Annotated in this window: 18 protein-coding genes and 1 pseudogene; 12 read left to right on the forward strand and 7 right to left on the reverse strand. The window is 64.0% G+C overall.

Annotated features, from left to right (window positions below; all coding sequences use genetic code 11):
* Positions 1 to 22: 22 nt before the first annotated feature.
* From KY499_RS07805 to KY499_RS07825, 5 genes are all read left to right on the forward strand, one after another.
* Complete coding sequence (locus KY499_RS07805; RefSeq protein WP_219886720.1) at positions 23 to 985, forward strand: hypothetical protein; 963 nt, start codon at positions 23 to 25, stop codon at positions 983 to 985.
* A gap of 2 nt (positions 986 to 987) precedes the next feature.
* Positions 988 to 2502: a hypothetical protein gene (locus KY499_RS07810; protein WP_219886721.1), complete on the forward strand. Its 1515-nt coding sequence runs from the start codon at positions 988 to 990 to the stop codon at positions 2500 to 2502.
* A gap of 74 nt (positions 2503 to 2576) precedes the next feature.
* On the forward strand, positions 2577 to 5438 hold the full coding sequence (locus KY499_RS07815) for a PD-(D/E)XK nuclease family protein (RefSeq protein WP_219886722.1): 2862 nt from the start codon (positions 2577 to 2579) through the stop codon (positions 5436 to 5438).
* Complete coding sequence (locus KY499_RS07820; RefSeq protein WP_219886723.1) at positions 5435 to 8785, forward strand: exodeoxyribonuclease V subunit beta; 3351 nt, start codon at positions 5435 to 5437, stop codon at positions 8783 to 8785. Before KY499_RS07815 ends, KY499_RS07820 begins: the two co-directional genes overlap by 4 nt.
* A gap of 22 nt (positions 8786 to 8807) precedes the next feature.
* The gene (locus KY499_RS07825) at positions 8808 to 10487 is read left to right on the forward strand and encodes a nuclease-related domain-containing DEAD/DEAH box helicase (RefSeq protein ID WP_219886724.1); all 1680 of its coding nucleotides are present in this window, start codon (positions 8808 to 8810) and stop codon (positions 10485 to 10487) included.
* A gap of 41 nt (positions 10488 to 10528) precedes the next feature.
* Here KY499_RS07825 and KY499_RS07830 read toward each other — a convergent pair whose 3' ends face one another.
* Positions 10529 to 10792 carry a hypothetical protein gene (locus tag KY499_RS07830; protein ID WP_219886725.1) on the reverse strand — a complete coding sequence of 88 codons (264 nt, stop codon included), beginning with the start codon at positions 10790 to 10792 and terminating at the stop codon, positions 10529 to 10531.
* A 287-nt stretch (positions 10793 to 11079) separates the two neighbouring features.
* Here KY499_RS07830 and KY499_RS07835 point away from each other — a divergent pair, with 287 nt between their 5' ends.
* Both KY499_RS07835 and KY499_RS07840 read left to right on the forward strand, forming a co-directional pair.
* Positions 11080 to 12243, forward strand: coding sequence for an ATP/GTP-binding protein (locus tag KY499_RS07835; RefSeq protein WP_219886726.1), 1164 nt, complete (start codon positions 11080 to 11082; stop codon positions 12241 to 12243).
* Positions 12240 to 12617: a hypothetical protein gene (locus KY499_RS07840; RefSeq protein WP_219886727.1), complete on the forward strand. Its 378-nt coding sequence runs from the start codon at positions 12240 to 12242 to the stop codon at positions 12615 to 12617. The genes KY499_RS07835 and KY499_RS07840 overlap by 4 nt, the downstream gene beginning before the upstream one ends.
* A gap of 297 nt (positions 12618 to 12914) precedes the next feature.
* Here the strand turns inward: KY499_RS07840 and KY499_RS07845 are convergent, their stop codons facing one another.
* On the reverse strand, positions 12915 to 14327 hold the full coding sequence (locus KY499_RS07845) for an amino acid permease (RefSeq protein ID WP_219886728.1): 1413 nt from the start codon (positions 14325 to 14327) through the stop codon (positions 12915 to 12917).
* Positions 14328 to 14379: 52 nt separating this feature from the next.
* On the reverse strand, positions 14380 to 15477 hold the full coding sequence (hisC, locus tag KY499_RS07850; protein ID WP_219886729.1) for a histidinol-phosphate transaminase: 1098 nt from the start codon (positions 15475 to 15477) through the stop codon (positions 14380 to 14382).
* Between the two features lie 93 nt (positions 15478 to 15570).
* Here hisC and KY499_RS07855 point away from each other — a divergent pair, with 93 nt between their 5' ends.
* Together KY499_RS07855 and KY499_RS07860 are read left to right on the forward strand one after the other, a co-directional pair.
* Positions 15571 to 16074 carry an Lrp/AsnC family transcriptional regulator gene (locus KY499_RS07855; RefSeq protein WP_219886730.1) on the forward strand — a complete coding sequence of 168 codons (504 nt, stop codon included), beginning with the start codon at positions 15571 to 15573 and terminating at the stop codon, positions 16072 to 16074.
* A gap of 119 nt (positions 16075 to 16193) precedes the next feature.
* Positions 16194 to 17867, forward strand: a complete 1674-nt coding sequence (locus tag KY499_RS07860) for a thiamine pyrophosphate-binding protein (protein WP_219886731.1) — start codon at positions 16194 to 16196, stop codon at positions 17865 to 17867.
* 143 nt (positions 17868 to 18010) lie between these two features.
* Here KY499_RS07860 and KY499_RS07865 read toward each other — a convergent pair whose 3' ends face one another.
* The 3 genes from KY499_RS07865 to KY499_RS18155 form a co-directional block, all read right to left on the reverse strand.
* Complete coding sequence (locus KY499_RS07865; RefSeq protein ID WP_219886732.1) at positions 18011 to 19114, reverse strand: class I SAM-dependent methyltransferase; 1104 nt, start codon at positions 19112 to 19114, stop codon at positions 18011 to 18013.
* A gap of 401 nt (positions 19115 to 19515) precedes the next feature.
* Entirely contained in the window at positions 19516 to 19836 is a 321-nt protein-coding gene (locus tag KY499_RS07870) for a GYD domain-containing protein (protein ID WP_219886733.1), read from the reverse strand.
* A gap of 175 nt (positions 19837 to 20011) precedes the next feature.
* Positions 20012 to 20311 carry a hypothetical protein gene (locus tag KY499_RS18155; RefSeq protein WP_258191133.1) on the reverse strand — a complete coding sequence of 100 codons (300 nt, stop codon included), beginning with the start codon at positions 20309 to 20311 and terminating at the stop codon, positions 20012 to 20014.
* Between KY499_RS18155 and KY499_RS07875 the strand changes: the two are divergent.
* Positions 20201 to 21459, forward strand: a pseudogene (locus KY499_RS07875) (ISL3 family transposase). The gene KY499_RS18155 and the pseudogene KY499_RS07875 sit on opposite strands and share 111 nt — an antisense overlap.
* Before the next feature lie 301 nt (positions 21460 to 21760).
* Positions 21761 to 22048, forward strand: a complete 288-nt coding sequence (locus KY499_RS07880) for a serine hydrolase (RefSeq protein WP_258191017.1) — start codon at positions 21761 to 21763, stop codon at positions 22046 to 22048.
* A 447-nt stretch (positions 22049 to 22495) separates the two neighbouring features.
* On the opposite strand, the gene KY499_RS07885 is transcribed toward KY499_RS07880, so the two are convergent.
* On the reverse strand, positions 22496 to 22993 hold the full coding sequence (locus KY499_RS07885) for a hypothetical protein (RefSeq protein WP_219886734.1): 498 nt from the start codon (positions 22991 to 22993) through the stop codon (positions 22496 to 22498).
* A gap of 348 nt (positions 22994 to 23341) precedes the next feature.
* Here KY499_RS07885 and KY499_RS07890 point away from each other — a divergent pair, with 348 nt between their 5' ends.
* Positions 23342 to 24931, forward strand: a complete 1590-nt coding sequence (locus KY499_RS07890; RefSeq protein ID WP_219886735.1) for a serine hydrolase — start codon at positions 23342 to 23344, stop codon at positions 24929 to 24931.
* Positions 24932 to 25005 lie beyond the last annotated feature (74 nt).

Genomic DNA, 25005 nt, shown 5'->3' on the forward strand with positions numbered 1-25005 from the left:
TGAGCTCTGCAGTTCATTGGCTATGCAGCCAACCACCGAACTCGAGCTTGAGCGCGCCCGCTCCGTTCGGCAGCGGAGCCTGGCAACGGACGAAGTCATTTACGAAAACCGCGGCCTGCTGTATCGGTTGAACGACGCCGGGATCACCTGGTCCGATACGCCGAAGGTCCTGGAGGCGCTCGAGACCGATGTTGACGTGGAAGTCGCCATCGAGCTCGTCAACATTCCGGGGGTGCCTTCCGATCGGATAGAGAGGGCACTTCCTTCAAGGAGTTTGGGTGACCGGCTCAGCCTGCTGTATGTGGCGGGCAAACACCACGGAATCGAGCCTGACTATCAACTGGCGCTCGGCACGATGCCTATCGAGGAGTTGGCCGAACTCCGATCACTCATGCAGCCCAATGTATCGCTGCGGCGCCTGGCGGAGTTCGCGGCGGTGGCGGAAACCACCAAGCTCGCCATCCGAGCGCGAGCGGTCCAGACCATCTCCTATTCGGACTACGCGAAGACGGCGGAGACGATTTCTTCGCGGCTGGGAAACTCGAGAGTTGCCGGCACTGGCCAATGGCCTGCACCGGGAACCGTGCTGCTGCGCCGATACGGCCATGGCTTCTGGGATGATGCCGTGCAGGCTGTCGGCCTGAGCCTGCCAACTTCTGAGTCGAGATTTACGGAAAACGACTTATTCGATGCGCTCGACGGCTTCACGGAGGAATGCATCGATTTCGAGCATCCTATGAGCATTGCCATCTACGATCGGTGGGTCTTCTCCGAAGCGTCCATGAGGAACGACCGCCCGTCAGCGCTGGAAATCATCCGTCACTACGGCAACTGGGCGTCCGCAATGAGGGTTATCCTTCCGCATGAGGATGAGGATGAGGATGACGACGTGCTCGAAGAGGCTATCGAGCCGGGCGTGCTGGTCGGCTTGCCATCCGCCGTCCGGCGCGCAATCCACCCGCCGCAACAATCACCGGGGCTTTGAGCGTGAGCACACGATCATCCGAGGCTGACGTTCCCCCGCGCGACTTGGTTGGGCAGGTGACCAGATCCTTCCTGGCCGGGGATCCACTGCGCTGCATCGCGGAAGCCGCGAACACGAGCAGCTGGGAGATTCTGCGCCTCCTCGGTAGCCGGGTCGCGGACAGGGGCGAGGAGCAGCGATCCAGGGTACTCCGGAATCGATGCAATGCCACGTTGGCAACCCTTTACCAGGAGCGAGAACGCTTCGAGCAGCTCAACCGATCCGGTATCGATTTCGTGGATATTCCCAAGGTCCTCGCCGCGCTCGGAGCACCCGTCGACGTCGACATTGCCGAGGAAATGCTCCGGACCACGCACACGTTCAAGGAACTCGCGCACCGTGCCTACCAACTAGATAGGGGTGAGGTGGAGTTTGTTCCACCCATCGAAATGCTCAGCTTGCTCTACGTGATGGGCCGCCACCGCGGAGTCCAACCCGATTATGAAATGGCTCTGGGGATTATGCCGCTCTCATCGGTCGCCGAGATCCGGAACTTCCTGGGTCCGGGCGGCCCCTACGGCCAGTCAGCCGAAATCCTGGCGGTCATTGAAGCAACAGCGCAGGCCATCCGCGCCGGCGATGACGCCGGAATCTCGTACTCAGGCTACGAGGAGATAGCGGAGGCAATCTCGGCCGACCTTGGAGACGAACTGCCCGGTCGCGGAGACCTTTGGCCGATACCGGCACGCGCGGTGCGGCGCCACTTGGGCCAAGGGTTCTGGGACACCGCGTTGGTTTCCGCAGGGCTGCAGCCGACATCAGACCCACTTAGCTTCAGCGCGTCTGATTTCGTTGAGGCGGCCCGTAGGTTTAGAGACGAGTACCGCTACTTCGGCTCCCCGAAGGACGTGGCGAGCTATGACAGTTGGGTGACTGTCGAAATGGCCGCCGGCCGCCATCGCCCGTCCGTAGTTGCCATCAGAAGTCACTTCGGCGCCTGGGAGTCGGTGATCGGCGCCGTAATGCCGTCGGAAGTCGAGGATGAGTACGACGGCCTTGTCAACCACATCAGAGCCCAGAACGACGTCAAGGAAGGATGGGCGAAAGCCGGCGAACTGATCAGTGAGGTCCTCGCCAACATGCCGTGGAACTCATTCCTCAGCATTCAATACGCCGAGGACACCGAAGGACTGACACCCTACGCCCAAGCAGTTCCCAGCGCCGATGGGGTCTGGTTCGAAATTGTGTCCGAGCAGTATTTGCCAGCCGACACGTGGCCCATAGATACCGGCTACCTGACCGGGAATGGCTGGTCTGCTCCTAATAACGATTTTCCGAACTGGTTCAAGGACTGTATCCCGCACATTGAAGCGGGGCACCAGATACTTGAAGGCTTCAGATATGGCCGGGACTGCGACGACGCCAGCAAGCTTCGATGGCATACCGGCGAATTCCCAAACGGACCGGGTCCGAACGGGGGCGTCACGCTTGCCGATGCTCTTGCCGGCGCAGTCCAGACCCTTCAGAACGCGGCCTGAGCAAGTTCGCAAAGCCATTGCTCGGCGACCTGCCGCATGCACCGAAAATTTCGACAACCATTGGGGATCACAGCATGACGACACAGCACTTTGCATCGGCTCAGGCCGCCCTCGCCGAATTGAAACGATTGGTGCAGGAGGCGAAAGCGGGAGACCCGTTCGCGCCGGTGACCGTGCTCGTCCCCTCCCGGGCCAGCGCCCTCGATATTCCGCGCTACTTGGCGAGGAAGTCCGGCAGTGGTGTCGTCGGAGTCCGCGCATTCACGCTCATTGATCTGGCCATAGACCTCTTTGCACTGAGTCCGGAGGCCAGCGGCCGAGGTTTATTGGATCCCATGATCCGGCAGGGCGCTCTGACGGCAAGTCTCGCCCGCGATCCTGGTGTCTTTAAGGAGGTTGCAGACCAGCCCGGCACGGCCGCAGCCCTGACGAGGACTTCCTCGGCGCTGGACGGCGTCAACGTCGATACTGCGGCGTCACTGCCTGAACTCGTCCCGGACGTGCTTCGCCTGAACGACGCAGCCATGGCCGCGCTCAAATCGGCGTACTTCACCGAGGCCGAGGCACTCTCGGGAGCGGCGAAGCTCCTCAGCCAGCCGGGGGCTCTGGACCAACTCGGTACAATCATCGGTTTCATGCTCCCTGCGGGCCAGGGGCCCAGCGCCGAGCACCTGCTCGACACGCTGTCCGCTGCGGGCATGCAGTCGCTGACGGCAGAAGGTTCGGTCCGCGGGGTGGATAGCATCTACAGCGCTTCCGATTCCGACGATGAGTGCCGCGCCATCGTGCGCTCCGTTGCGGAGTTGCTCGGCTCCGGCGTCGCTGGGCATCGCATCGGGGTTTTCTACTCTGCGTCAGACCCGTATCGCTCCCTGCTGGCCCGCCGGCTGGATGAGGCCGGCATCGAGTTCAGCGGCCCCTCTGCTCAGCAACTTCGCGATTCGCCCCAGGCCCGCGGCTTGCTGAGACTGCTGCAACTGGACCCGAGCGCCTTGGACGTGAAGGCTGTTCTCAACACCGTGGCCGAAGGCAGTGTCCACTGGAGCAACAATGATCTTCCGTCCGCCGCCGCCTGTGAGCGCCTGTACCTGAACCCGCCGCGAGACGAGGAAGCGCCGGAGAGCGACGTGGTGCTGGACGAGAAGTCCCAGGAGCGAAAAGCCCGGAAACTGGCCGAGCTGGCCCAGTTCGTCAGTTTCCGCAACGCTCTATCCTGCGGGTTGGCTCGCGTCGCAAAGGCCTCCTCATGGGCCGGGGCGGCAGCGGAACTCCGAGACTTCATCCAGGAGTTCCTGGGCCCGCGCTCGGCTTCAGAGCACCCGCGGGTCAGCGCCGCCCGGGCTGAAGTCTTGGAAATAGCAGACAGCCTGTCCCTGCTCGACGGAGTGGCGCCCGCGCCCAGCGGTGGCGCGTTGCGCACCGCGCTGGAACAAGGAATCAACCGCCGCTCCGGGCGGAGAGGAAAAATCGGCGTCGGGATCTCGGTCGGGACAATCGCCGACGGCGTTGGTCGGGACCTCGACGTCGTGATCCTGGCAGGAATGGCTGAGGGCCTCGCGCCCTCCAAGGTCCGAGAGGATCCGTTGCTCCCTGACCACGTCAAGGTCGAACTGGGCACCGGCCTTCCAACGGCGGAACAGAGAACTGCCCTGACACACCAGCAGTTTCTCGCGGCGCTGGCCAGCGGATCCCGGACGCTAGTGTTCTTCCCGCGCGGCAATCTTCGAGGCGGGGGATCCTACGAAATGTCCCGCTGGATCTCCGCCGGCCTCGAAGATCTAAAGTCCGTGGTGGAGCTCAGGTCTTACGAGCACGGAATCCGGACGGGCGCCGGAACAACAAACGGCTTGGTCCCCACCGCACAGGAGTGGCGGCTCAGGTCCTGCCTGAGCGGCAAACGCAATGAGCTTGCATCCGACGATGGTGTCCTCCACCGTGCCCTGGAAATCCGACACGACCGCCACCACGGCGCGTTCTCGCGCTTCAACGGGGATTTGTCGCGTTTTGCTGGAAGCTTCTTCAATCCGGCCAAGGCCATCTCACCCACAAGCCTTGAGGACTGGGCGACCAACCCCTTCAGCTACTTCATGAAGCGGGTCCTGAAGGTCAGCGTGTTTGAGGACATCCAATTGGAGCTGGAGATCAGTCCGATACATCGCGGGGAGCTCATTCACAAAGCCCTCGAAACGTTTGTGCTCGGAGCAACCAAAGGTGCGCAAGCGTCCACGGAGCAGGACCTCACTGCGATAGGCGAAATCCTCTTCCAGAAGCCCGAAAACTCGGCCTGGCTGGGCCACCTCTGGGATCGGGATAGGAGCCGAATGCTCGCGGACCTGCGTCGGGTGTTCGCGGCGGACCAACGTGACGCTGCCAAGGGATGGACCTATCAGCAACCGGAGGCAGGTTTCGGGCCCGCCGAATACGGCAAGCAGTATCAGCACGAGTCGGTAAATCTGACCTTGCTTGATGGACAGGAGATTCAGTTCCTTGGCTTCGTTGACCGGATCGATCGGCATGAATCCGGGGCCGTTCGAGTCGTCGACTACAAGACTGGTGGCACCAGCAGATTCAAGGGAATGTCTCAAGAGGATCCTACGGCTGGCGGGAAGAAGTTTCAGCTGCCCGTCTATGGGCTCTTTGCGCGCAGCCTCCAGACTGACACTGCAGTTCCGGTCCAGGCCCAGTACTGGTTTGTGTCACAGGATGCAGAGCCGATTGGGTATGCAGTCGACGACGCGGTGCTCCATCAGTTGAGGACGGACGCCTCCGTGATCGTCTCCGCTCTGCATCGCGGCATCTTTCCGCACAAGCCGGAGGAGTCGAGTTTCTCCAACTTCACTAACCTGGCCGGCACCGCCGGCGCCAAACATACTTGGCAGCGGCTTTCCAAAACCTCCGAATTGGTCTCACTCGCTATCCTGAAGGACGACAAATGAGCAGCGCAACAGTTCTTCCCCCCGCTCTGGAACTGCGCGATGAAAGCCACCGCGTTATCGTGCGCACGATGCTGGACAAAACCGTTTTCGTCGAGGCGGGCGCCGGCAGCGGCAAAACCCGGGAGCTCGTGGAACGCATCTGCGCCCTGGTGGATTCCGGCGTCGAGCTCCGTGGCATCGCGGCCATTACCTTCACCGAAAAAGCAGCCGGCGAGCTGCGGGAGCGCGTCCGCAAGCGGCTCGCCGCAACTGCTGAGTCCAACGAGGCCAGGGAAAACACCGGGGCGCTGCGAGCGGCGGCCCTCAACCAGCTGGACACGGCACCTATCGGGACCATCCACTCCTTTGCGGCCCGGCTGATTAGCGAGAACCCAGTGGCGGCAGGTGTCCCGCCGATGATCGACGTCGTCGACGAGCTGCGATCCCAAATCGCGTTCACCAAACGCTGGGAGGCAGCGGTCGCGGCCCTGTTCAACGAGCCCCGCGCGGACAAGGCGCTGAGGGTGCTGCTGGCAGTCGGTGTCACGCTGGACAACCTCCGCGACCTCGGACGGGCCCTCGACTCAAACTGGGATCGTCTGGAGGACAGCCCGTCGGAGACCAGATACATCCCCGAGCTGAATGCCGGGCCGATCATCCGGCAATGCTCTGACGTCCTGGCCTTGCGGGAACACTGCACCAATCCGAACAACGTACTGCTGGCCAAAGGCCTGAGCGGGCTTGAGGCCTGGCTATTGCAACTCCAGGAAGCACAGTCCGCTGACGATCCGAACATTCTGATGGGTGTCTTGCGCAAAGTTCCGACCGCCCATCTCAAGGGCGGAGCCAAGGGAGACTGGCAGATTCCCGTCGACCAGGTGCGAAGTGCCGCACAGGATGTCGTGGCAAATGTCGCGGAGCTCATTGCGAGCATTGTGGGCCCCGCGCTGGATACCGTTACGTCCATCATGTCCGGGATCTTCCTGGACGAGGCCGGGAAACGTCAGCGGCGGGGTGAGCTGGAGTACCACGACCTGCTGGTCCACGCCCGCAACCTGCTGGTTGGCGAGGAGCGACGCGAGATCCAGGCCGCCGTTCACCGCCGCTACCACCACGTCATGCTCGACGAGTTCCAAGATACTGACCCCATCCAGGCTGAGATTGCCCTGCGGATCTGCTCACACGAGGTGTGCGGTCCCAACGGCTGGGAGAAGCTCCCGATACCCGCCGGGCGACTCTTCACCGTCGGCGATCCAAAGCAGTCCATTTATCGGTTCCGCCGCGCTGACATCGCCACATATATGACGGCCAGAGGGCGTGCCGGAGCAGATACGGCGGCGGAGGTCGCACGGCTCAACACGAACTTCCGGTCCACTCCCGCCGTTCTTCGCTGGGTCAATCACACGTTTGCGCAATTGATCGAGGCCAACGGAAGCATCCAGGCCGACTATCAACCACTCCATGCCGACCCGTCCAGGCCCGAGGTAGACGACTCCACTGGTCCCGCCGTAGCCGTCATCGGACGAAGCGGAATGATGCCGGGCGCCGACGGAGAGAAGCCCAGCGCCCAGGCCCGGCATGCCCAGGAAGCCGCGGACGTGGCGGCAGCCATTGGTTTGGCCCTGGGTCACGGGGGCACGCCGTGGCAGAAGCAGTCCGGAGCCCCCTGCTACGCGCTCTCCAACCTGGAGTCCCGGGACATCTGCATCCTCCTGCCCGCCCGGACGTCCCTGTCTCACATCGAACATGCACTGGACTCGGCGGGCATCGAGTACCGGGCTGAAGCTTCCTCATTGGTTTACGGAACACAGGAGGTCCACGATCTGCTCCTCCTGCTCCGGTCCCTCGCCAACTCGGCGGACCAGGCGTCCCTGGCGCTAGCGCTGCGGACGCCCTACCTCGGCTGCGGTGACGACGATCTGTACGAATGGCACGCCGGAGGCGGGTATTGGAGCATTCATGGAACGGCTCAGGAGGCCTTGGCGGGATCGCCTGTCGCCCGTGCGCTGAGCTATTTGAAAACGCTCTCTTGGGATCTTTCCTACATTCCCCCGTCGGAGATCATGGAACGCATTCTGGCTGACCGCCGGGTGCTCGAGTCCGCGACGGACTCGCCACGCTACCGGGACGTCTGGCGCCGCTTGAGGTTTGTGGTCGATCAAGCGCGCGCGTGGTCCGAAGCGACCCACGGCAGCCTGCGCGACTACCTATTCTGGGCCGCCGTTCAACAAGACGAAAATGCCAAGGTCAAAGAGGCGGTGGTCCCCGAAACTGACGCCCAAGCCGTGCGGATCATGACTATCCACGCCGCCAAGGGGCTCGAGTTTCCAATGGTGGTACTGGCTGGCGCGGGCAGCACGAGAGGCGCCTCGTCGGACAAGGCCCTTTGGGACGCGTCCGGTCAGCTCCAGGTGCACCTTTCGGGCGACATTGAGTCGGCTGGATACGCCGAGGCCAAGGACGCGGAGGCCGAGCTGCTTGCTGCGGAGAAACGCCGGCTGCTCTACGTGGCCTGCACACGGGCCACCAGCCACCTTGTCGTGTCCCTCTACAGCGGGGGTCCTTCAAGCCTCAGCGGGCTGCTGGGCTCAGTCGACGATCCCGAAACCGTGCCGGAACTGCAATTCCCCGATGATTTCCCGCTCCGCTCGGAAAAGACGCGGCTTGAAGTGTCTCCAGTGCCGGCGTTCGAGGAATGGCTAAGAATGCGTGCCCGGTGGGTGGAGCAATCGATGATTCCTGCCAGTACATCGGTAACTGCATTGACCAAGGGAGGCCCTTTGCCCGCCACCGGATCAACAGGTACGCCCGAGGACTCGGTGCCGGAACTTAGTTTCGCCGACGACTTCGCTGGTTCGCCATTCGCAAGCGGCGCGGTCGGTATGCACGGAGCTGACTTCGGCACGGCATTGCACCGCCTCATGGAAGTCTCAGGTCTTCAGGCCGATGACGGCTTCGGAGGACTGGCCCGGACCGTTGCCCTGCAATTCTGGCTGGAGGCCGCGGCTGACCTTGAAGCCTGCGCCCGATCGGCGATGTCGGCTGTTCCCGTCCGACGAGCAGCCGAGCGCCGGCATTGGAACGAGCTGCCCGTTGCAGTCGAACGCGACGGGGTGGTGATCGAGGGCATCATCGATCTGTTGTACCGGGAGGACGACGGCAGCCTGGTCATCATTGACTTCAAAACGGATGTGCAAATGTCGGAGGCGACTCAGTCCGCATACTGGCAGCAGCTCAGCCTGTATGCCGAATTGCTCGCCGAAACCACCGGCGAGCGAGTGAGCGAACTCGTGTTGGTGCTGTGCAGGCCCAGCTTCGCTGACGTCCGCCGGCAGAAGCTCGAGAATCTGTCAGTGCCGGTTTCCTGATGCGGCAGAGAGAGGTACAGCGATGAGATGCATTCCAGCCGAGCCTGAATTTGGCGATGGCCAGTTGGCCGAGAAAGCCGTTTGGGAAGCACTGAAGGCCAGCCTGCCGGAGGAGGCGGTGCTGGCTCACTCCGTCCAGGTTCGGGACGGCAGGTCAGAGCACGAAATTGATCTGCTGGTCCTTTGGCCCGGAGTCGGCATGGCCGCCATTGAAGTCAAAGGCGGCCAGATCTCCGTTGGAGATGCCCAGTGGTACCAGTCGGACAGGAGCGACAAGCGCAAGATTCAGAGCCCGGTTGCCCAGTCGCAGGGTTCACAGCACGCCTTCAAGAACTGGATCAGCGGCCAAATCGGGTCTCGTCTGACTAGTCGATTCGCTTACCTCGTGGCCTTTCCATACACAAAGGTTCATCAGACGTGGAACATCGCTGGTTGCCCGCGAACCTTGGTCCTGGACCAGACGGATATGCGATCCGCCGCTGAACTCGTCCGTCGGGCAATCGAACAGGAGGGAGGCGGCGCTACTCCACTGGCCGCGGCCTTCACTGAGCGGATCGTTCGCCAGCTAAGCGGAACTCTTGAGCCCGGCGGCGACCACCAGGACCCTGCGCAGGACGAGTACGTGCAGGACCATCTGACCGAAGGACAGGCCGTGCTGCTCCGCGCAACGCGGTCACTGCGCCGTGTGCAGTTCACCGGGGGCGCCGGCAGCGGAAAGACGTGGCTGGCTGTGGAAAAGGCGAAGATGCTCGCCAAGTCCGGGAAACGGGTTGGCCTGTTCTGCTACAACAAGGGCCTCGGTCAGTACCTTCAGGACCAGGTAGCGCCCTGGCGCCAAGCCAAGCCCGCGTTCACCGGGGAGTTCCACGACTACGCCCGCGGGCTCGGCGTGCCGGACGGCGCCGGGCAGGCCTACTTCGATGAGGAAATGCCCCGGCAACTCAAATCGCTCGCCGCCACCATGGACGCGTCGCTGAAGCTGGACGCCGTCGTCGTGGATGAAGCTCAGGATTTCGCGCCGCTGTGGTGGGAAGCGCTGTTAGCTTGCACGAAGGACCCGGACACCAGCGAAGTCTTCGCGTTCCAGGACGATCATCAGGACGTCTACAGCCGTTGGACCGGCGCCTTGGGAGATTCCGGTCATCCGGCGGTTGGTCTGGTGCCCATCCACATTGACGACAATCTCCGGAACACCCGAAAGATCGCCGATACATTCAAGTCGTTCGCCGGCGAGCACTTCACTCCGAGAGGCAGCACGGGACTGCCTGTCCGTCGAGTTGAATGTGCCACCGAGGAGGCCCTGGACGCGGCTGAGGATTGTGTCGATGCCCTTATCGAGGAGGGGTGGTCGAACAACCAAATCGCCCTGTTGACGACCAAAGCACGGCACCCTATCCATCGAGAGTTCTTCGAGACCGGCACGACCGCGGACTATTGGCGCGAGTTCCACGCGAACGAACGGGAATTCTATGGCCATGTCCTGGGCTTCAAGGGTCTGGAGCGCTCCGTCGTGGTGTTGTGCGTGAACGGATTCAAGGAGCCTAAGCGTGCGGCGGAGCAACTGTACGTGGGGCTATCTCGGGCACGGAGCCTCCTGATCGTGGTCGGCGACTCCGGGTTACTGGCGGAGGCAGGCGGTTCTGAACTGGGTCGGATTCTGTCGAGAGCGCAGATCTGGAGGCCCGCTGACGTGTCGAGATGACCGGCCGCATATGCCGGTCCTGACCGCAAAATGTCCGACCCTCACCACCATCGGTGGCGGCACTCCGGATTCTGGCACGCCCATTTAGGTGTGCCCCATTCGACTTTTCCAGTGGCCGGGTAGATGCGCTGTTCTTCGACGATCACGCAGCCAGCAAACTCAGTCTTGGACATCTTTTGGCGCGCCGACGGCATGACCATCCCGTAGGCAATCCGCCATCCCTCGTGGCCGCACACCGGGCACCGCCGCGTGGCAGCCCGTCTTGTCGTCGATTCAGAGGTGGGGGTTGTTTCATCGGGAGTCATGGAAGCACTGTAGGCGGACGCTCTGACAGAAAAGGCATCAAGTGGCTTACAAAAACTTCTGGGTTTTCATTTTTTGTAACCCAGCCAACGAACGACAACCTAGGAGCCGGGGGCTACCTGGCCCCGCCCCCTCGTTTGCTATAAAGTTCAGCGGATTGTGGCGGCGTTCTGTGATCGTTTGGCGTCAACCGGGCTTTGAGTTGTGCTGCATGCCATGTTTTTCCGACACACTATTGGTTACCGCACACACGCACTCCTATCACGCGGTCGTGCCGTAAGTTCGTCCTATGGAGCAGAATAAGGTCGCACGAGAGCAACAGATTGCCGTATTCGGCGAGAGCGGAAGCGGCAAGACGGTGCTTTTGTCCTCCTTCTACGGATTAGCGGTGGAGCAGCTGCTCTCCGGCACGAAGCAATTCGACGTTCTCGCAGGCGATAACGCTCAAGGTCGACGTTTGCATCAGAACTACCTCGGCATGAAGAATTCAGCCGCGCTACCGATGCAGACTCGGTTTTCCGCGACGTCTTACGCGTTTTCGATCAAACGCAAGCCGGGGACGGCTTCCAGGGCGAGGACAAAGGCTCCCGAAGAACTTCGCCTGGTGTGGCACGACTACCCCGGCGAGTGGCTCGAAACGGAGCCGCAGCCGGAAGAAGAAGATCGCCGGATACACACGTTCCGAGCTCTGCTGGGTTCCGATGTCGCGCTCGTGTTGGTGGATGGCCAGCGGCTTCTCGACAATGCGGGCGAGGAGGAGCGATACCTCAAAGCGCTTCTCACCAACCTCAGCAATCAGCTGCTCAAGCTGCGTGACAACCTTTTGCAAGATGGCAAACCGCTGGTGACGTTCCCGCGGATCTGGCTGATGGCACTGTCGAAAGCCGATCTGCTGCCGGACATGGATGTGATCGATTTCCGGGACCTGCTCGTAGAGAAAGCCGGAGCAGAGCTGAACAAACTGCAAGAGGTGATCGCAACGTTCGTGGAAGTTCCTGAGGCGTTGTCAGTGGGGGACGATTTTGTGCTGCTGTCCTCTGCCCAGTTCGAGCCCGGGAAGATTGAGGTGAGCAAGCGTGTGGGATTGGATTTGATCCTGCCGATTGCGGCAATGCTTCCCTTCTCTCGTTATGTCCGCTGGGCACTCGCAATGCGAAAAGGCGCAAACGTGGCCGAGCATTTGCTGCGCGTGGCCAGGCCGGTGGCCGATTTCATTAGAAACGATAGACTGCCCGCTCTCCTAGTACGACTTCCTGGCCCGTTCGGCAACGCTGTGGCCCTGATAGGCCCATTCCTTATACAGACCGTGCTCGATCTCACCGGGACCAAGGTGCTGGATTTGCATGCTGAAGCGAAAGCAAAGCACGACTTCCTCACCGAAACGTTGACCGGCTTCCAGCTGGAGCTAGACCGTGGTGACGGTGAGAAGGTCCTGCTGAGGAGCCGCTCGTGACCTCCGACACCAGTTCCACAGACCATGAGATTGCCTTCATTTGGGCTACCCGCGGGAGAAACTGGGGCTTCCGTTTCCTGCGCACTGCAGGTCAGTCGAACCCACTTGAGATTTACGAAGCCGCGTTTTCCGGAGTCGAGGAAACCACGGAAGCCTTCCGAGCAAGCGCGGATACGGTTGCGTTTCGGTTTCTAGATCCGGAGAAACGTCGCGATTCAGCAGGCAGAGTGATCCCGCACGAGTTCGTGCTGCTTCCACCACTGCCTGGCACGGTCAGCTCAGTAGACGACGGGCGCCATCTGGTCTGGCCTCTCGTCAAAGATGACTTCGCCCGTGACTGGCAGCAACCCCGTCCGCGCACCAACGGTTCTTGATCATCAACGGCGGCTGATCGAGCGCGGCTCCACCGCGCTGCCTCGTCCGACACGGGCGACCCGACGGCAGCTGACACTTCGGACACCACGCTGCTCATCGCATGGTGTGTTCCGCACATGGCCACGGCTTCTCGCTGGGCACTCAAGCCGATTCAGCGGTGCATAGCCTTCGACGCACCCGTCCCCCGGCCCGTTCATGCGCCTGGCCAGCCCAGCAAGGCGGAACGGCGCGCCCGGCCAGGCCGGACGCGCCCTCCGCGTGCGCCGAACCGCGAACGGGTGCGGCTTCCACATGACTTAGTCGATCAGCGCCGGCTCCTTGGCGCGCTCCGAGGACTCCCCAACCGGCGCAGCCTTCCGGTTCCGGTGATTCATCCAGTTCGCCACCGCGAGGACCCCTACAAGAATAAAAGTGCTCAGGAGCTGCGGACGGGAATCCTCGCCGATGAAGCCCACCGTGAAGATCGCCGCGAGAATCACCAGACCAAACACCGTCAGCCAGGGGAAACCAGGCATCCGCAGGGGAAGCTCCGTGCCCTCACGGTTGGCGCGGAGGCGCAGGGCGAGCTGGGCCAGGAGTGCGGATGTCCACACCAGCAGGCACGTCGACCCAACGATGTTGAGCAGGACGGCAAGGACCAGTTCGGGGAAGGCCAGCTCCAGCACAACCGTGACAACGCCGAAGGCAACGCTGGCCAGGACTGCAACAACCGGGACCCGCGCCTTGGACACCGAGGCAAGCAGGCGTGGTGCTTCACCGCGCTCTGCGAGGGAGTATGCCATGCGGGAGGCTCCGTAGAGGTTGGCGTTGAGAGCCGAGAGCAGCGCAGCGACGGCCACCAGGGTGATGGCGGTGGCGGCGCCGGGCATGCCGGCGGCCTCCAGCACGGCAGCGAACGGGCTCTTCAGCCCCGCCGAACCTACCGGAACAACCGCCGCGATCACGAAGATCGCACCGATGTAGAAGACCAGGATGCGCCACAGCACCGTGCGGACAGCCTTCTTCACGCTGCGGGCAGGCTCTGCGGTCTCGGCTGCCGCCACGGAGACGATCTCAGTGCCGCCGAACGCGAACGCCACCACGAAGAGCGCCGTCGCAATCCCGGCAAAACCGCTGGGCGCGAACCCGGCACCCGCAAAGTTGGACAGCCCCGGCGACTGCACGCCCGGCAGCCAGCCGAAGAGCAGCGCAGCGCCCACCATAAGGAACCCGACGATCGCCGCTACCTTGAGCAGGGCGAACCAGAACTCGAATTCACCGAAGTTCTTGACGCTGGTGAGGTTCACGGCGGTGAGCAGCACGATGAAAACGAAGGCCATCAGCCACACCGGCAGGGCCGGGAAGATGGTGGCCAGCAGGACTGCCGCGCCGAGTGCTTCGGCGGCGATGACCACCACGAGCTGCAGCCACCAGAGCCAGCCCACCGTGGCGCCGGCCACCGGGCCGTACGCCTTGGCGGTGTAGACCGAGAAGGCGCCGCTGTCCGGGTTGGCGGCGGCCATCTCGCCGAGGGCCCACATCACCAGGATGATGAGGGTGCCGGCCACGAGGTAGGAGATCAGCACGGCCGGTCCGGCAGCCTGGATGCCGGCGCCGGAGCCGAGGAACAGGCCCGCGCCGATGGCGCTTCCGAGGCCCATCATGGTGAGCTGGCGGGGTTTGAGTGCGGCGCCGAGCGGGCGCCCAGACGTCATTGTCTGTTGTTCCATGGGGTGTCCTTTGGTTTCGGGTGGAACGGAAGGGGTTTGGGTCAGTCGGGTGTCAGGCGGCGTGGGCTTCCAGGATCCGGAGCACGCGATTGTTGGCGGCGGAATCGGCAACGGTGATCCGCACGCCGTCGCCTTGGTATCCCCGGACCAGGACGTCTGCGCGGTCGAACGCGTCCACCAGCCTTGCCCGAAGGCTGTCATCCGCGCGAATCCAGAGGAAATTGCCCTGGCTTGGCTGCAGTTTCCAGCCCTGCGCTTCCAGCTGCGCGGCCATCCGGGCGCGCTCCTGCTTGACGGCTGCCGCCCGGGATTCCATCTCTTCCCCGGCATCCAGGGACGCGATCGCAGCCTTCTGGGCGAGCGCACTCACCGAGAAGGGCAGGGCGGTGCGGCGCAGTCCCTCGGCGATGGCCGGCGCGGCCACGGCGTAGCCCACGCGCAGGCCGGCGAGTCCGTATGCCTTCGAGAAGGTGCGCAGGATGCAGACGTTCGGGTACTGGCGGTAGAGCGAGAGGGAATCAGGGCCGCTGCCCGCGTCGGCGTACTCCACGTAGGCCTCGTCGATCACCACGAGGATGTCGGAACGGACGGACCGCAGGAAGACCTCGATGCGCTCGTGGCTGATCGGTACGCCGGTGGGGTTGTTGGGGGTGCACAGCAGGATCACTTTGGTGCGGTCAGTGACGGCCGCGGCCATGGCCTCGAGGTTGTGGCCCTCGGCGGCGTCCAGCGGGATGCGGACCGGCCGGGCGCCGGCCAGCTCCACCAGGATGGGGTACGCCTCGAAGGAGCGCCAGGCGAAGATCACTTCATCGCCGGCGTCGCACAGTCCGGTGATGATCTGTTGGAGGACCCCCACACTGCCGGGGCCCACCGCGACCTCCCCGACGGTGACGCCCAAGTGCCGTGCGAGCCGTTCGCGGAGTCCGACGGCGGCACTGTCCGGGTATCGGTTCATGGTGCCGGCCGCTTCGGTCACTGCAGCGGCGGCCGCGGGCAGCGGCTCGTAGTGGCTTTCGTTGCTGGCGAGGGCTGCAATGTCCAGGCCGGCACTCCGCCGTCCCGGAACGTAGGACGGAAGTCCGGCCACAGCGCCACGAAGGGTGGGGAACGCTGTCTCCGGCGCGGTCAGGAGCTGATCGTGGGTCATGAGGACCGATCATGGTTGTGACCCGACCCACAATGCAAGATACCCTCATCCCATTGGGACTTCTGCTCAACTTCTACTGACTGCGGTGAAAATATGACCAACCCGAACCCTCGCACCCTGGATTCCCTCGACGGCAGGATCATCCTGGCCATGGACAAGGACCCCGAAGCCAGCGCCCTGGCCCTCTCGCGGACGCTGAGCGTTGCGCGGAACACCGTCCATGCCCGGCTGGCGCGGCTCGAGCGCAGCGGAGCGCTCAGGTCTTTCAGCCGCAGGCTGGACCCCGTCGCGCTGGGCTATGAGCTGATGGCCTTCCTGTCGTTGTCCATCAGCCAGACGCGCACCGGGGCGGTGGAAGACGGGCTCGCCGCGATCCCGGAAGTCATCGAGGTGCACGCCACCACCGGCGATGCTGACCTCATGGCCAAGGTGGTGGCTCGCGGCACGGCCGACCTTTACCGCATTACCAACGAGATCCTGGAAATCGACGGCATCCAGCGGACCAGTACCGCCATTTCCGTGCTGGAACTCGTGCCCCCGCGCTACGACGGGCTGCTGGCCCGGCTCTCCGAGCAGGACTCCCGCCCGGCCCAGTAGGGCGGATGGGCGCCGCTCCCAGTGTGCAGATTTTCACTCCAACCGCGCTCTGACTGCCAAAAGTCCCAGTCAGAAATAAGGCTCTTGCCAATTCGTGACCCAGCACACACGCTTCCTTCATGACTTCCCTCACCGTCTCCGGCCGCGTGGCACAGGTTCTCGGCAGCTACCTCACCGATCTCTTCGGTGTCATGGGCAACGGCAACGTCCACTTCCTGGACGCCGCCGAGAAGCTGGGCCTCCGCTTCTCCGCCGTCCGGCACGAGGGCGCCGCCATCGCCGCAGCCGACGCCTACTACCGGACGTCAGGACGTCTCGCAGCGGGTACCACCACCTACGGCCCCGGCTACACCAACGCCCTCACCGCCCTGGCCGAGGCGGTCCAGGCGCAGATCCCCGTCGTGCTCGTCACCGGGGACGCCCCCACCAGCGGCGCCCGCCCGCAGGACGTGGACCAGGCAGCAATCGCCGCGGGCCTCGGCGCGGCCACCTTCACCGTCACCCGCGACGCCGCGGGTTCGATCACGCAGCAGGCGGTGGAGTACGCACTCACCAAGCGCACCGCCGTCGTGATCGCCATCCCCTACGACCTCGCGGCACTCGAGGCGGCAGATGAAGAGCTTCCGGCGCCGTTGGCACCGGCCGCGAGTGAGAACGCCGACGGCGGCCTGGCGCAGGTTGCCCGCCTGCTCGCCGGGGCGAAGCGCCCGCTGATCCTCGCCGGCCGCGGCGCACATCTCGCCGGCGCCGGCCCGGAGCTCCGGGAGCTCGCCGACCGTCTCGGCGCGCTGACCGCCGGAACCGCGCTGGCGCTCAACCTCCTCCAGGGCGACGGGTATCTCGGCGTCGCGGGCGGCTTCGGCACTGACACCGCGGCCGGGCTCATGGGCGAGGCCGATGTCGTCCTCGTCGCCGGAGCAAGCCTGAGCCCCTTCACCATGCGGTTCGGGCACCTGCTCGGCCCGGACAGCACGGTCATCCAGATCGACGCCGCCCTGCAGCCGACGCACCCCCGGGTGGACACGTTCGTCAGCGCGGACGTGAAGTCTGCTGCGGGACGCATCCTTACGATGCTGGATGACCCGGCCTCGCCGGCCGCCAGCCCCGCAGAAGTCTGGCGCGCGGAAGCCCGCAAACGCCTGGCCGAAGGACCGGCCCACCATCCAGGCTCAGCGGAGACGCCGGACGGCCGGCTGGACCCGCGCACCCTTGCCACGGCACTGGATGTGGTGCTGCCGGAGCGCCGCACAGTGGTCCAGGACGGCGGGCACTTCGTCGGCTGGGCACCCATGTACTGGCGCATCCCGAGGCCACAGGACCTGGTCATGGTGGGGACCGCCTACCAGACCATCGGGCTGGGCCTTGCCAGCGCCGTCGGGGCAGCCCGCGCAGTGGAGGACGGCCGGACCCTGGTGCTGGCCTCCGGCGACGGCGGTTTCCTGATGGGCCTGTCCGACCTTGAATCGCTGATCGGCGCGGCCGGCAGCGCCGTCGTCGTGATCTACAACGATGCCGCCTACGGAGCCGAAATCCACCAGTACGGGTCCCAGGGCCTGACCGAAAAGCCCATGCTGATCCCGGAAGTGGACTTCAGCGGGATCGCCCGGGCTCTTGGTGCCGAGTCGGCGATCATCCGCTCACTGGAGGACTTGTCCGCGCTTCAGGACTGGATCGACGCCGGCGCGAAGGGAACCTTCGTGGCCGACTGCCGGATCACCTCGAGCGTCCGGGCCCCGTGGCTGACGGAGTGGATGGAAGCCTCGCGGGCCGCGAAGGCGGCGGTGGCGGGGTAGGGCACCTTGGACGGATCCGTCGCCGTAGCCAGCAGTCGGCCGGCCACCTCGCCCTCGGAGGGATGCTGGCATCGGCCCCGAGGCTGGTTGTAGTCTTCCCGCCAGGATTTGGTTCTCCTAATACTCAGAGATCCCGCAGGCAACTAGCGGGGAACAAGCCGCCATAGGGACGTGACCTCGGCCGCGCGCGCCTCGAACAGAGGATCGTCCCGGTCCGATGCCTTTGGATGCGTTGGCTTGGTGTCGAGCCGTTCCAACACCTGCAGCCCGGCCGCCTCGATGGCGGCCAGCAGATCCTCCCGCGACCGCAGGCCAAGGTGCTCGGCCAGGTCGGAGAGGACCAGCCAGCCCTCCCCGCCCGGCTCAAGATGATCGGAGAGTTCGTTCAGGAACCGGAACAGCATCCTGCTTCCGGGGTCATAGACGGCACTGTCCAGGCTGGAATGCGGCGTGGCCGGAATCCAGGGCGGGTTGCACACGATCAGCGGCGCGCGTCCGGGCGGGAACATATCGGTCAGGACGGCCTCGGCACGGTCCTGGACACCGAGGTTCCGGAAATTCTCAGCGGCACAGGCGATGGCACGCGGTTCATTGTCCGTTGCCACCACACGGCGGACTCCGCGGCGCGCGAGGACGGCAGCGAGCACCCCGGTGCCGGTGCCGACGTCGAACGCCAGCGTCTCAGCGGGCAGCGCAGCGGCGGCCACGAGGTCCACATACTCACTCCGGGTGGGGAAGAACGTGCCGTAGTGCGGGTGGATGCGGTCCTGCAGGGCATCGACGTAGACGCCATTTCGTCGCCACTCGTGGGCGCCAATGGCCCCGACAAGCTCATGCAGGGACACAACGGACGATTCGCCGATCTCTCCGTACGCTTCAGCCGCGGCCTGCCGGATGTCCGGTGCGCGGCGCAGCGGCACCACCGGGCCCGGATCAAGAGGTATCAGCAGCAGGCCGAGAACGCGCGCACGGTGCGAGCGGGACTGGCGGTGCCGGTAGAACTTATCGGCCGGAGTTGCCGGGCTCCCTTTCTTTCCGGCACCTATCCGCCGGTCCAAGGCGTTGAGGATCTGCCGTGCGTTGTGGAAGTCGCCGTGCCAGAGCATCGCGATCCCCTGTGACGCCATCCGGTTCGCTTCATCGGCGGTGAGCGAGTCGGACACCACTTCGACGCGCGTCGGCGCCGGCCTGCCGTTCGCCGAACGCCATCGAGCGCTCCTGCTCTCACCAGCCTCGGCCCAGGTCACGAGGGCACCCTCAGCCGCCGTGGCTCTGCTAGGAGGCGTGAGGACAGACGTCGGGGTTTGGACGGGGGCTGGCGTGTCAGAGATAAAGATCCATTCCAAGAGTCCGGGGGATCGTCGGCAACGTGGCTGGCTACGTCCAGGATTCCGGACCGTCATCCCGCCGCGACCCGAGCTTGGTTGATGGCCCCTGGAACCAGTCAACCTGCATAGTCAGGATACAGGGGTGCAGCAGCGGCTCCACCGACGGCATCAGCGTGCACGGCACGTCTGCCGCTTCCCAATCCGCCCTCCCCTCGGCTCGTGCATTCCTCCTCCCCAGAGCCGGCGGGCCGCCGTCGTAAATTTACGACGGCGGCACCCGCTGGCCGGGTGCCGGCCTGCCCCTACTATCGCTGCTGCCCCTACTGCCCCGGAGCCCGGTAGGACGGCGTCTTCTTGGCGGCTTCGTCGAGGTCTTCGACCGTCAGGAGGGGCTTCAGGCGAACGTTGACGTTCCCCGTCGAATTGACCATCAGCGACAGTGCCGCGGCACTCGCATCGTCCGGCACCTCAAAAACGCCCAGGACGTCGTAGTAACCAAAGGCGTAGTAGAAGCTCTCGAGCGATCCGCCTACAGACTTGAGGGCCTCTGCTAGGGCTTCACGCCGCTTGGTGCCGCCTTCCTTCATGAGCCCCTTGATGCCTTGGCCCACGTACGTCGCCTCAAACAGATACTTCGCCATGACCTGTCCCTTTCCTGCAGTCTCATTTCAGTTGTCGCCTCGGGGGCAGGTGCCACACCGGGCGCAATCGCAGCCACCACAACGGAGCGCGCGAGTAGACCCCGCCTATATTCGGTGCGGGATGAAGTCCATGGGTGAATCCGCGAAAACGGGGACGACCCCGTTGAAGCCGACGCTATTCCGGCTCTTCCGAATGCAGAGTGTAGCCGGGGTTGGCGCGCGTGACTTCCGAGGCCGGGAAGTTGGTTCGGCATAGGTGAGGGCCTTGGGTAAGAATCGGAGTGTCTAGTTCTGATTTTTCTACCGCAAGGCCCTCGTGTTTAAAACTACCTTTCAATGCCCTGACCTGACTACTTTCTGCCGCTTGGACGAGCTTGGCTTGGAAGCGACCGGGCAGTTCCTTGCTGCCGATCGTGCCGTGATCGCCTGCCGTGTGGTGGCCACGGACGAATGGTGCCGCAAGTGCGGTTGCCAAGGCATCCCGCGGGACACAGTGACCCGGGAACTTGGCCATGAACCCTTCGGCTGGCGGCCAACCACCTTGCTGGTACGAATCCGTCGCTATCGATGTACCGGGTGCGGGCATGTATGGCGGCAAGACACGTCCCAGGCGGCCGAACCACGGTCAAAGCTTTCCCGTCGCGGCCTGGTGTGGGCGTTGGAAGGCATCGTGTGTCAGCACCTCACCGTGGCCCGCGTCGCCGAGGGCCTGGGTGTGTCCTGGAATACCGCGAACAAGGCTGTACTGGCTGAAGGGCGGCGTGTGCTGATCAATGACCCCAACCGCTTCGACGGGGTGAAGATTATCGGCGTTGATGAGCATGTGTGGCGACACACCAGGCATGGAGACAAGTACGTCACCGTCATCATTGACCTGACCCGGTTCGCGACAAGACCGGCCCGTCCCGGCTGCTGGATATGGTCGAGGGCCGTTCCAAACAGGTCTTCGCTACTTGGCTGAAACAACGTCCTCAAGCGTGGCGGGACGGGGTGGAAGTCGTGGCCATGGACGGCTTCTCCGGGTTCAAGAGTGCCGCGTCCGAAGAGCTGCCTTCCGCTGTTGCGGTGATGGATCCGTTCCATGTCGTCCGTCTTGCCGGCGACGCACTCAATGACTGCCGTCGCCGGGTTCAGCAAGCCACGTGCGGGCACCGGGGACGGGCCGGGGATCCGCTCTACAAGGCCCGGCTGACGCTGCATACCGGTGACGGGTTGCTGACCGAGAAACAACAAAAGCGAATTGCTGACCTCTTCGCCGAGGAGAAGCATGTCGAGGTCGAAGCGACGTGGGGCGCGTATCAACGCATGATCGCCGCCTACCGGGAGAAGGACCAGGATCAAGGTAAGAAGCTCATGCAGGCCCTCATTGACTCCCTCAGCTCTGGGGTCCCCGCCGCCCTGAAAGAACTGAAAAAGATGGGCGGAACACTCAAACGCAGGGCAGCAGACGTGCTCGCGTACTTTGACCGACCAGGCACCTCCAACGGCCCAACGGAGGCAATCAACGGACGTCTGGAACACCTGCGCGGCTCTGCCCTCGGCTTCCGCAATCTCACCAACTACGTCGCCAGATCACTGCTGGAATCTGGAGGATTCAGACCGAAACTACACTCTGCATTCTGAAGAGCTGCTATTCCTCCGGTCAGAGGCAGTCAATATGCCGGGATATCCATTTCCCGGAGCAGAGGAATCAGCACGGCAGGCGCCCGTGCCGCATTGTCTTCCCCCCACCCCCGGCCCTACCGTGAAGGGACTCTCGGCCGAAGTGCAGGTGCGGGCATGCGGATCTTATCCAGGTCATTGCTCTGGCTCCTGTTGTGCTGCTTGGCCGCGGGCTTCCTCGGCGGCGCCACACCTCTTTCACTTGCCGCTCCTGCTGTGCCGGCCGCCGGAACCCTGAATCCGGAGCAGGCCCTACGCGGAGTTGGACTCCTACCTTCAGGACCGAATCGCTACTCACGGAATTCCGGGCGCCGCTATCGCCGTCGTGAGGGATGGGGTGCCGGTGCACGTCGCCGCCTTCGGCCGCGCGGACGACACCGGGCGGCCGATGACCGCCCGGACGCCGGTGCTGCTGGCCTCCACCAGCAAGAGCCTCACCGCGATCGCCGTCATGCAGCAGGTCGAGGCCGGCCGGCTGCGGCTGGATGAGCCCGTGCAGACCTACCTGCCCTGGTTCACGCTGGACAGCAGCCGCTCGTCAGCCATCTAGTCCGGGCCGGTCTGCGGCAGCGGCTGCTCGTTCTCGCGGGTCGGGAGCGGTCCTGGTCCTACGGCAATCTGGGGCGTCATCTACGCCGCCGTCCGGGAGTTGGGCTTGAGGTCCGACGGGGTCACGCATAACCCGATTTTGGCTGCGGATCCAGACCTTCTATACACAAGGGTTCTTCCGCGCGACGATCCGTATCACTCCGGCAGGCTCTCGCCCGCCGTTACTTTGGTTCCCAGAGTCAGGCCCTGGAGCAATCTGACATGTCACTTGATGGGGTCGATACGTGATCCACAGCGGGTTTGTGGCCCAGATCTGTAGTGGTTGCAGGCCGCCATCACTGCGGCGGCCTGCAACCTGCAACCGTTTCAGGAATACAAATACATCGCGGTAAACCGCCCCTTGCCTGCTCTCACTGTCGATTTATCGGGCCCTGCAATGTTGAGGCGTTTAAGCCAGAGCATCGCACAGATTCCGCTGCTTCCCGGAGGCGCTTTGGAATGTGGATATCCCTTCTGGGTTGTTGGTGATCACAGCCCTCCCTGTGTAGAGAATCGTGCGGGCACCACCCGTATCTCCCCGAAAGAAGATAAACACGTTTTGACCGGTGAGGGTAAAGGTTGTCGTTCCGCTGGCGGGTGGCTTCGGCGCCAATGTGTGCGTCACGGACCCATTCGTCGGCACAGTGATGCTCTTACCTGTATCCACGTTGGTAAAGGTAAGGACAAAGCCGTCCCCGCCTGCAACGGTGCGTATGAAGCCGTTCTTCTCGCGGGTCACCTTCGTCGTTTGGTTGCCGTTGGTCCCGCTGACAGTGATGTCGAACAGGGGGCATCCGGGAAGGGGGTCCGAGGTAGGAAAATCGGCAGCGAAAGCCGGTTGTGCTCCCGCGAGCATCAACGCCGCGAGCATTGCCGCAGGCGCGAGGCGCCGCATTCTTTTGTTCATGATTTTTCTCCATCAAGTATGAAGCTGGGCTTCTGCGTTGATGGCGCGCTACCAGTAACTACCGGAGGAGACCGCACGCCTGTAACCGTACGGGCCATGCCCTGACTGCCATCCCAAGAACGGGCTGCGTGCAACTCCCATGCCGAGCCAATCGGCCGAGCCAACAGAGCGTATCCCGCGGATCCAGCGGACGGCAAGGGTGGACTGCTGTCGGCCCCGGGGCGGAGCATGAAAGCGATTGACCCCCCAGCCCCGCCGATGACTTCCTAGCCGGCACGGCAGGCCATTGTTTCCCTCGCGCCCCGGTCATACCGTGAAGGGACTCTCAGCCGAAGTGCAGGTGCGGGCATGCGGATCTCATCCAGGTCATTGCTCTGGCTCCTGTTGTGCTGTTTGGCATTGGGCGTCCTCGGCGGCGTCACACCTCCGTCACCTGCCGCTCCCGCTGCGCCGACCGCCACAATGCCGAATCCGGAGTATTCCTACGCGGAGTTGGACTCCTACCTGCAGGACCAAATCGCTACTCTCGGAATTCCGGGCGCCGCCATCGCCGTCGTCCGCGACGGGGTGCAAGTGCACACGGCCGCCTTTGGCCGCGCGGATGACTCTGGTCGGCTGATGACCGCCCAGACGCCGGTGCTGCTGGCCTCCACCAGCAAGTCCCTCACCGCGATCGCCGTTATGCAGCAGGTCGAGGCCGGCCGGCTGCGGTTGGATGAGCCAGTGCAGACCTACCTGCCCTGGTTCACGCTGAACAGCAGCCGCTCGTCAGCCATCACCGTCCGCCACCTGCTCCATCAGACCAGCGGCATGGCCTCGAAAGACACGGCCTTCGAAGCCTCCGACGCGCAGGGCCCGGAAGCCCTCGGAGGAGGGGTGCGGGCCCTGGCAGACTCCCCGCTGGCCGGCGAACCGGGCGCGGCTTTCCGGTATGCCAGCGCCAACTTCAACATACTGGGCCTTCTGGTGCAGACGGTTACCGGCCAGCCGTTCCGCGACTACCTGAAACAGCACGTGTTCGGGCCTCTGGAGATGGCCGACAGCCATCCGACGCGGGCTGAGGCCCGCGCCGGCACAGCAGCGGCCGGCTACTCGCGGTGGTTTGGCGCCTGGTGGCAGCAGACCGACGTGCCCGCGCCCACCACCGGAATGCCGTCCTCCACGATGTACTCATCGGCCGAGGACCTGAGCCACGAACTGATGGCACTGCTCGACGGCGGCGCATTCGACGACGCCCGGATTCTCCAGCCCGGGAGCGTTGAGGCGATGTTAGAGCCACGGGTGCAGGTGGACGGCTCCAAGCGGTACGCGATGGGCTGGTTCGCCCGGCCGCTGGTGGAGGCAACCGATCCGGCAGCGCCCGCAGCCCCGGAGGCGGCGCTGCCGGTGCTTCTGGAGCATCAGGGTGAATGGGGCAATAGCCACACGTATTTAGGCCTCGTCCCGTCCACCCGGCTCGGCGTCGCCCTGGTCATCAACGGCAACGACACCGGCGCCCCGTCACGGCTGCGGGCCATCGACGCCAACGTCCTGCGCATTCTCCACGGCCAGGCGCCGGCGCCCTGGGTGGTGCATGAGGATTGGCTGCAGCGCTACAGCTGGGCGGTCGCGCTGGGACTGCTGCTGGCGGAGCTGCTGAGCCTGTGGCTGGCGCTCCGGTTCCTGTTCCCGCGCGGACCTGCCCTTACAAGAAAGCGGTGGGCCTCCTTGGCCTTTGCCGCCGTGGCCCTCGCCCTCGACGGGTTTGCGCTGTGGCTGTGCCTCATCTACGCCCCCGCCCGGTTCGACACCCACCTCTTCGTCATCATCCGCCAGTTCCCCGACGTCGGCGTTTTCCTCGTGCCGGTTCTCGCCCTGGCCATCCTGTGGCCGGTCCCGCGAACAGTGTGGCTGCTCCTTGGGATGCGGGGACGCGCCGCCCCGCCGCCACGCAACTGATGCTTCCGGCTTCTTCGTCATCGCCGACACAAATCCAACCCACAATCCACCCAAAATTCTTGCAACTACTAGGA

The sequence above is a fragment of the Arthrobacter sp. PAMC25284 genome (genome assembly GCF_019443425.1).
Lineage (GTDB): Bacteria > Actinomycetota > Actinomycetes > Actinomycetales > Micrococcaceae > Arthrobacter > Arthrobacter oryzae_A.

Excerpts from the sequence above, each read along its gene's own strand:
- KY499_RS07805 (WP_219886720.1), top strand. The coding sequence starts at position 23 with ATGCAGCCAACCACCGAACTCGAGCTTGAGCGCGCCCGCTCCGTTCGG.
- KY499_RS07815 (WP_219886722.1), top strand. The coding sequence starts at position 2,577 with ATGACGACACAGCACTTTGCATCGGCTCAGGCCGCCCTCGCCGAATTG.
- KY499_RS07820 (WP_219886723.1), top strand. The coding sequence starts at position 5,435 with ATGAGCAGCGCAACAGTTCTTCCCCCCGCTCTGGAACTGCGCGATGAA.
- KY499_RS07825 (WP_219886724.1), top strand. The coding sequence starts at position 8,808 with ATGAGATGCATTCCAGCCGAGCCTGAATTTGGCGATGGCCAGTTGGCC.
- KY499_RS07830 (WP_219886725.1), bottom strand. The coding sequence starts at position 10,792 with ATGACTCCCGATGAAACAACCCCCACCTCTGAATCGACGACAAGACGG.
- KY499_RS07835 (WP_219886726.1), top strand. The coding sequence starts at position 11,080 with ATGGAGCAGAATAAGGTCGCACGAGAGCAACAGATTGCCGTATTCGGC.
- KY499_RS07845 (WP_219886728.1), bottom strand. The coding sequence starts at position 14,327 with ATGGAACAACAGACAATGACGTCTGGGCGCCCGCTCGGCGCCGCACTC.
- hisC (WP_219886729.1), bottom strand. The coding sequence starts at position 15,477 with ATGACCCACGATCAGCTCCTGACCGCGCCGGAGACAGCGTTCCCCACC.
- KY499_RS07855 (WP_219886730.1), top strand. The coding sequence starts at position 15,571 with ATGACCAACCCGAACCCTCGCACCCTGGATTCCCTCGACGGCAGGATC.
- KY499_RS07860 (WP_219886731.1), top strand. The coding sequence starts at position 16,194 with ATGACTTCCCTCACCGTCTCCGGCCGCGTGGCACAGGTTCTCGGCAGC.
- KY499_RS07870 (WP_219886733.1), bottom strand. The coding sequence starts at position 19,836 with ATGGCGAAGTATCTGTTTGAGGCGACGTACGTGGGCCAAGGCATCAAG.
- KY499_RS07885 (WP_219886734.1), bottom strand. The coding sequence starts at position 22,993 with ATGAACAAAAGAATGCGGCGCCTCGCGCCTGCGGCAATGCTCGCGGCG.
- KY499_RS07890 (WP_219886735.1), top strand. The coding sequence starts at position 23,342 with ATGCGGATCTCATCCAGGTCATTGCTCTGGCTCCTGTTGTGCTGTTTG.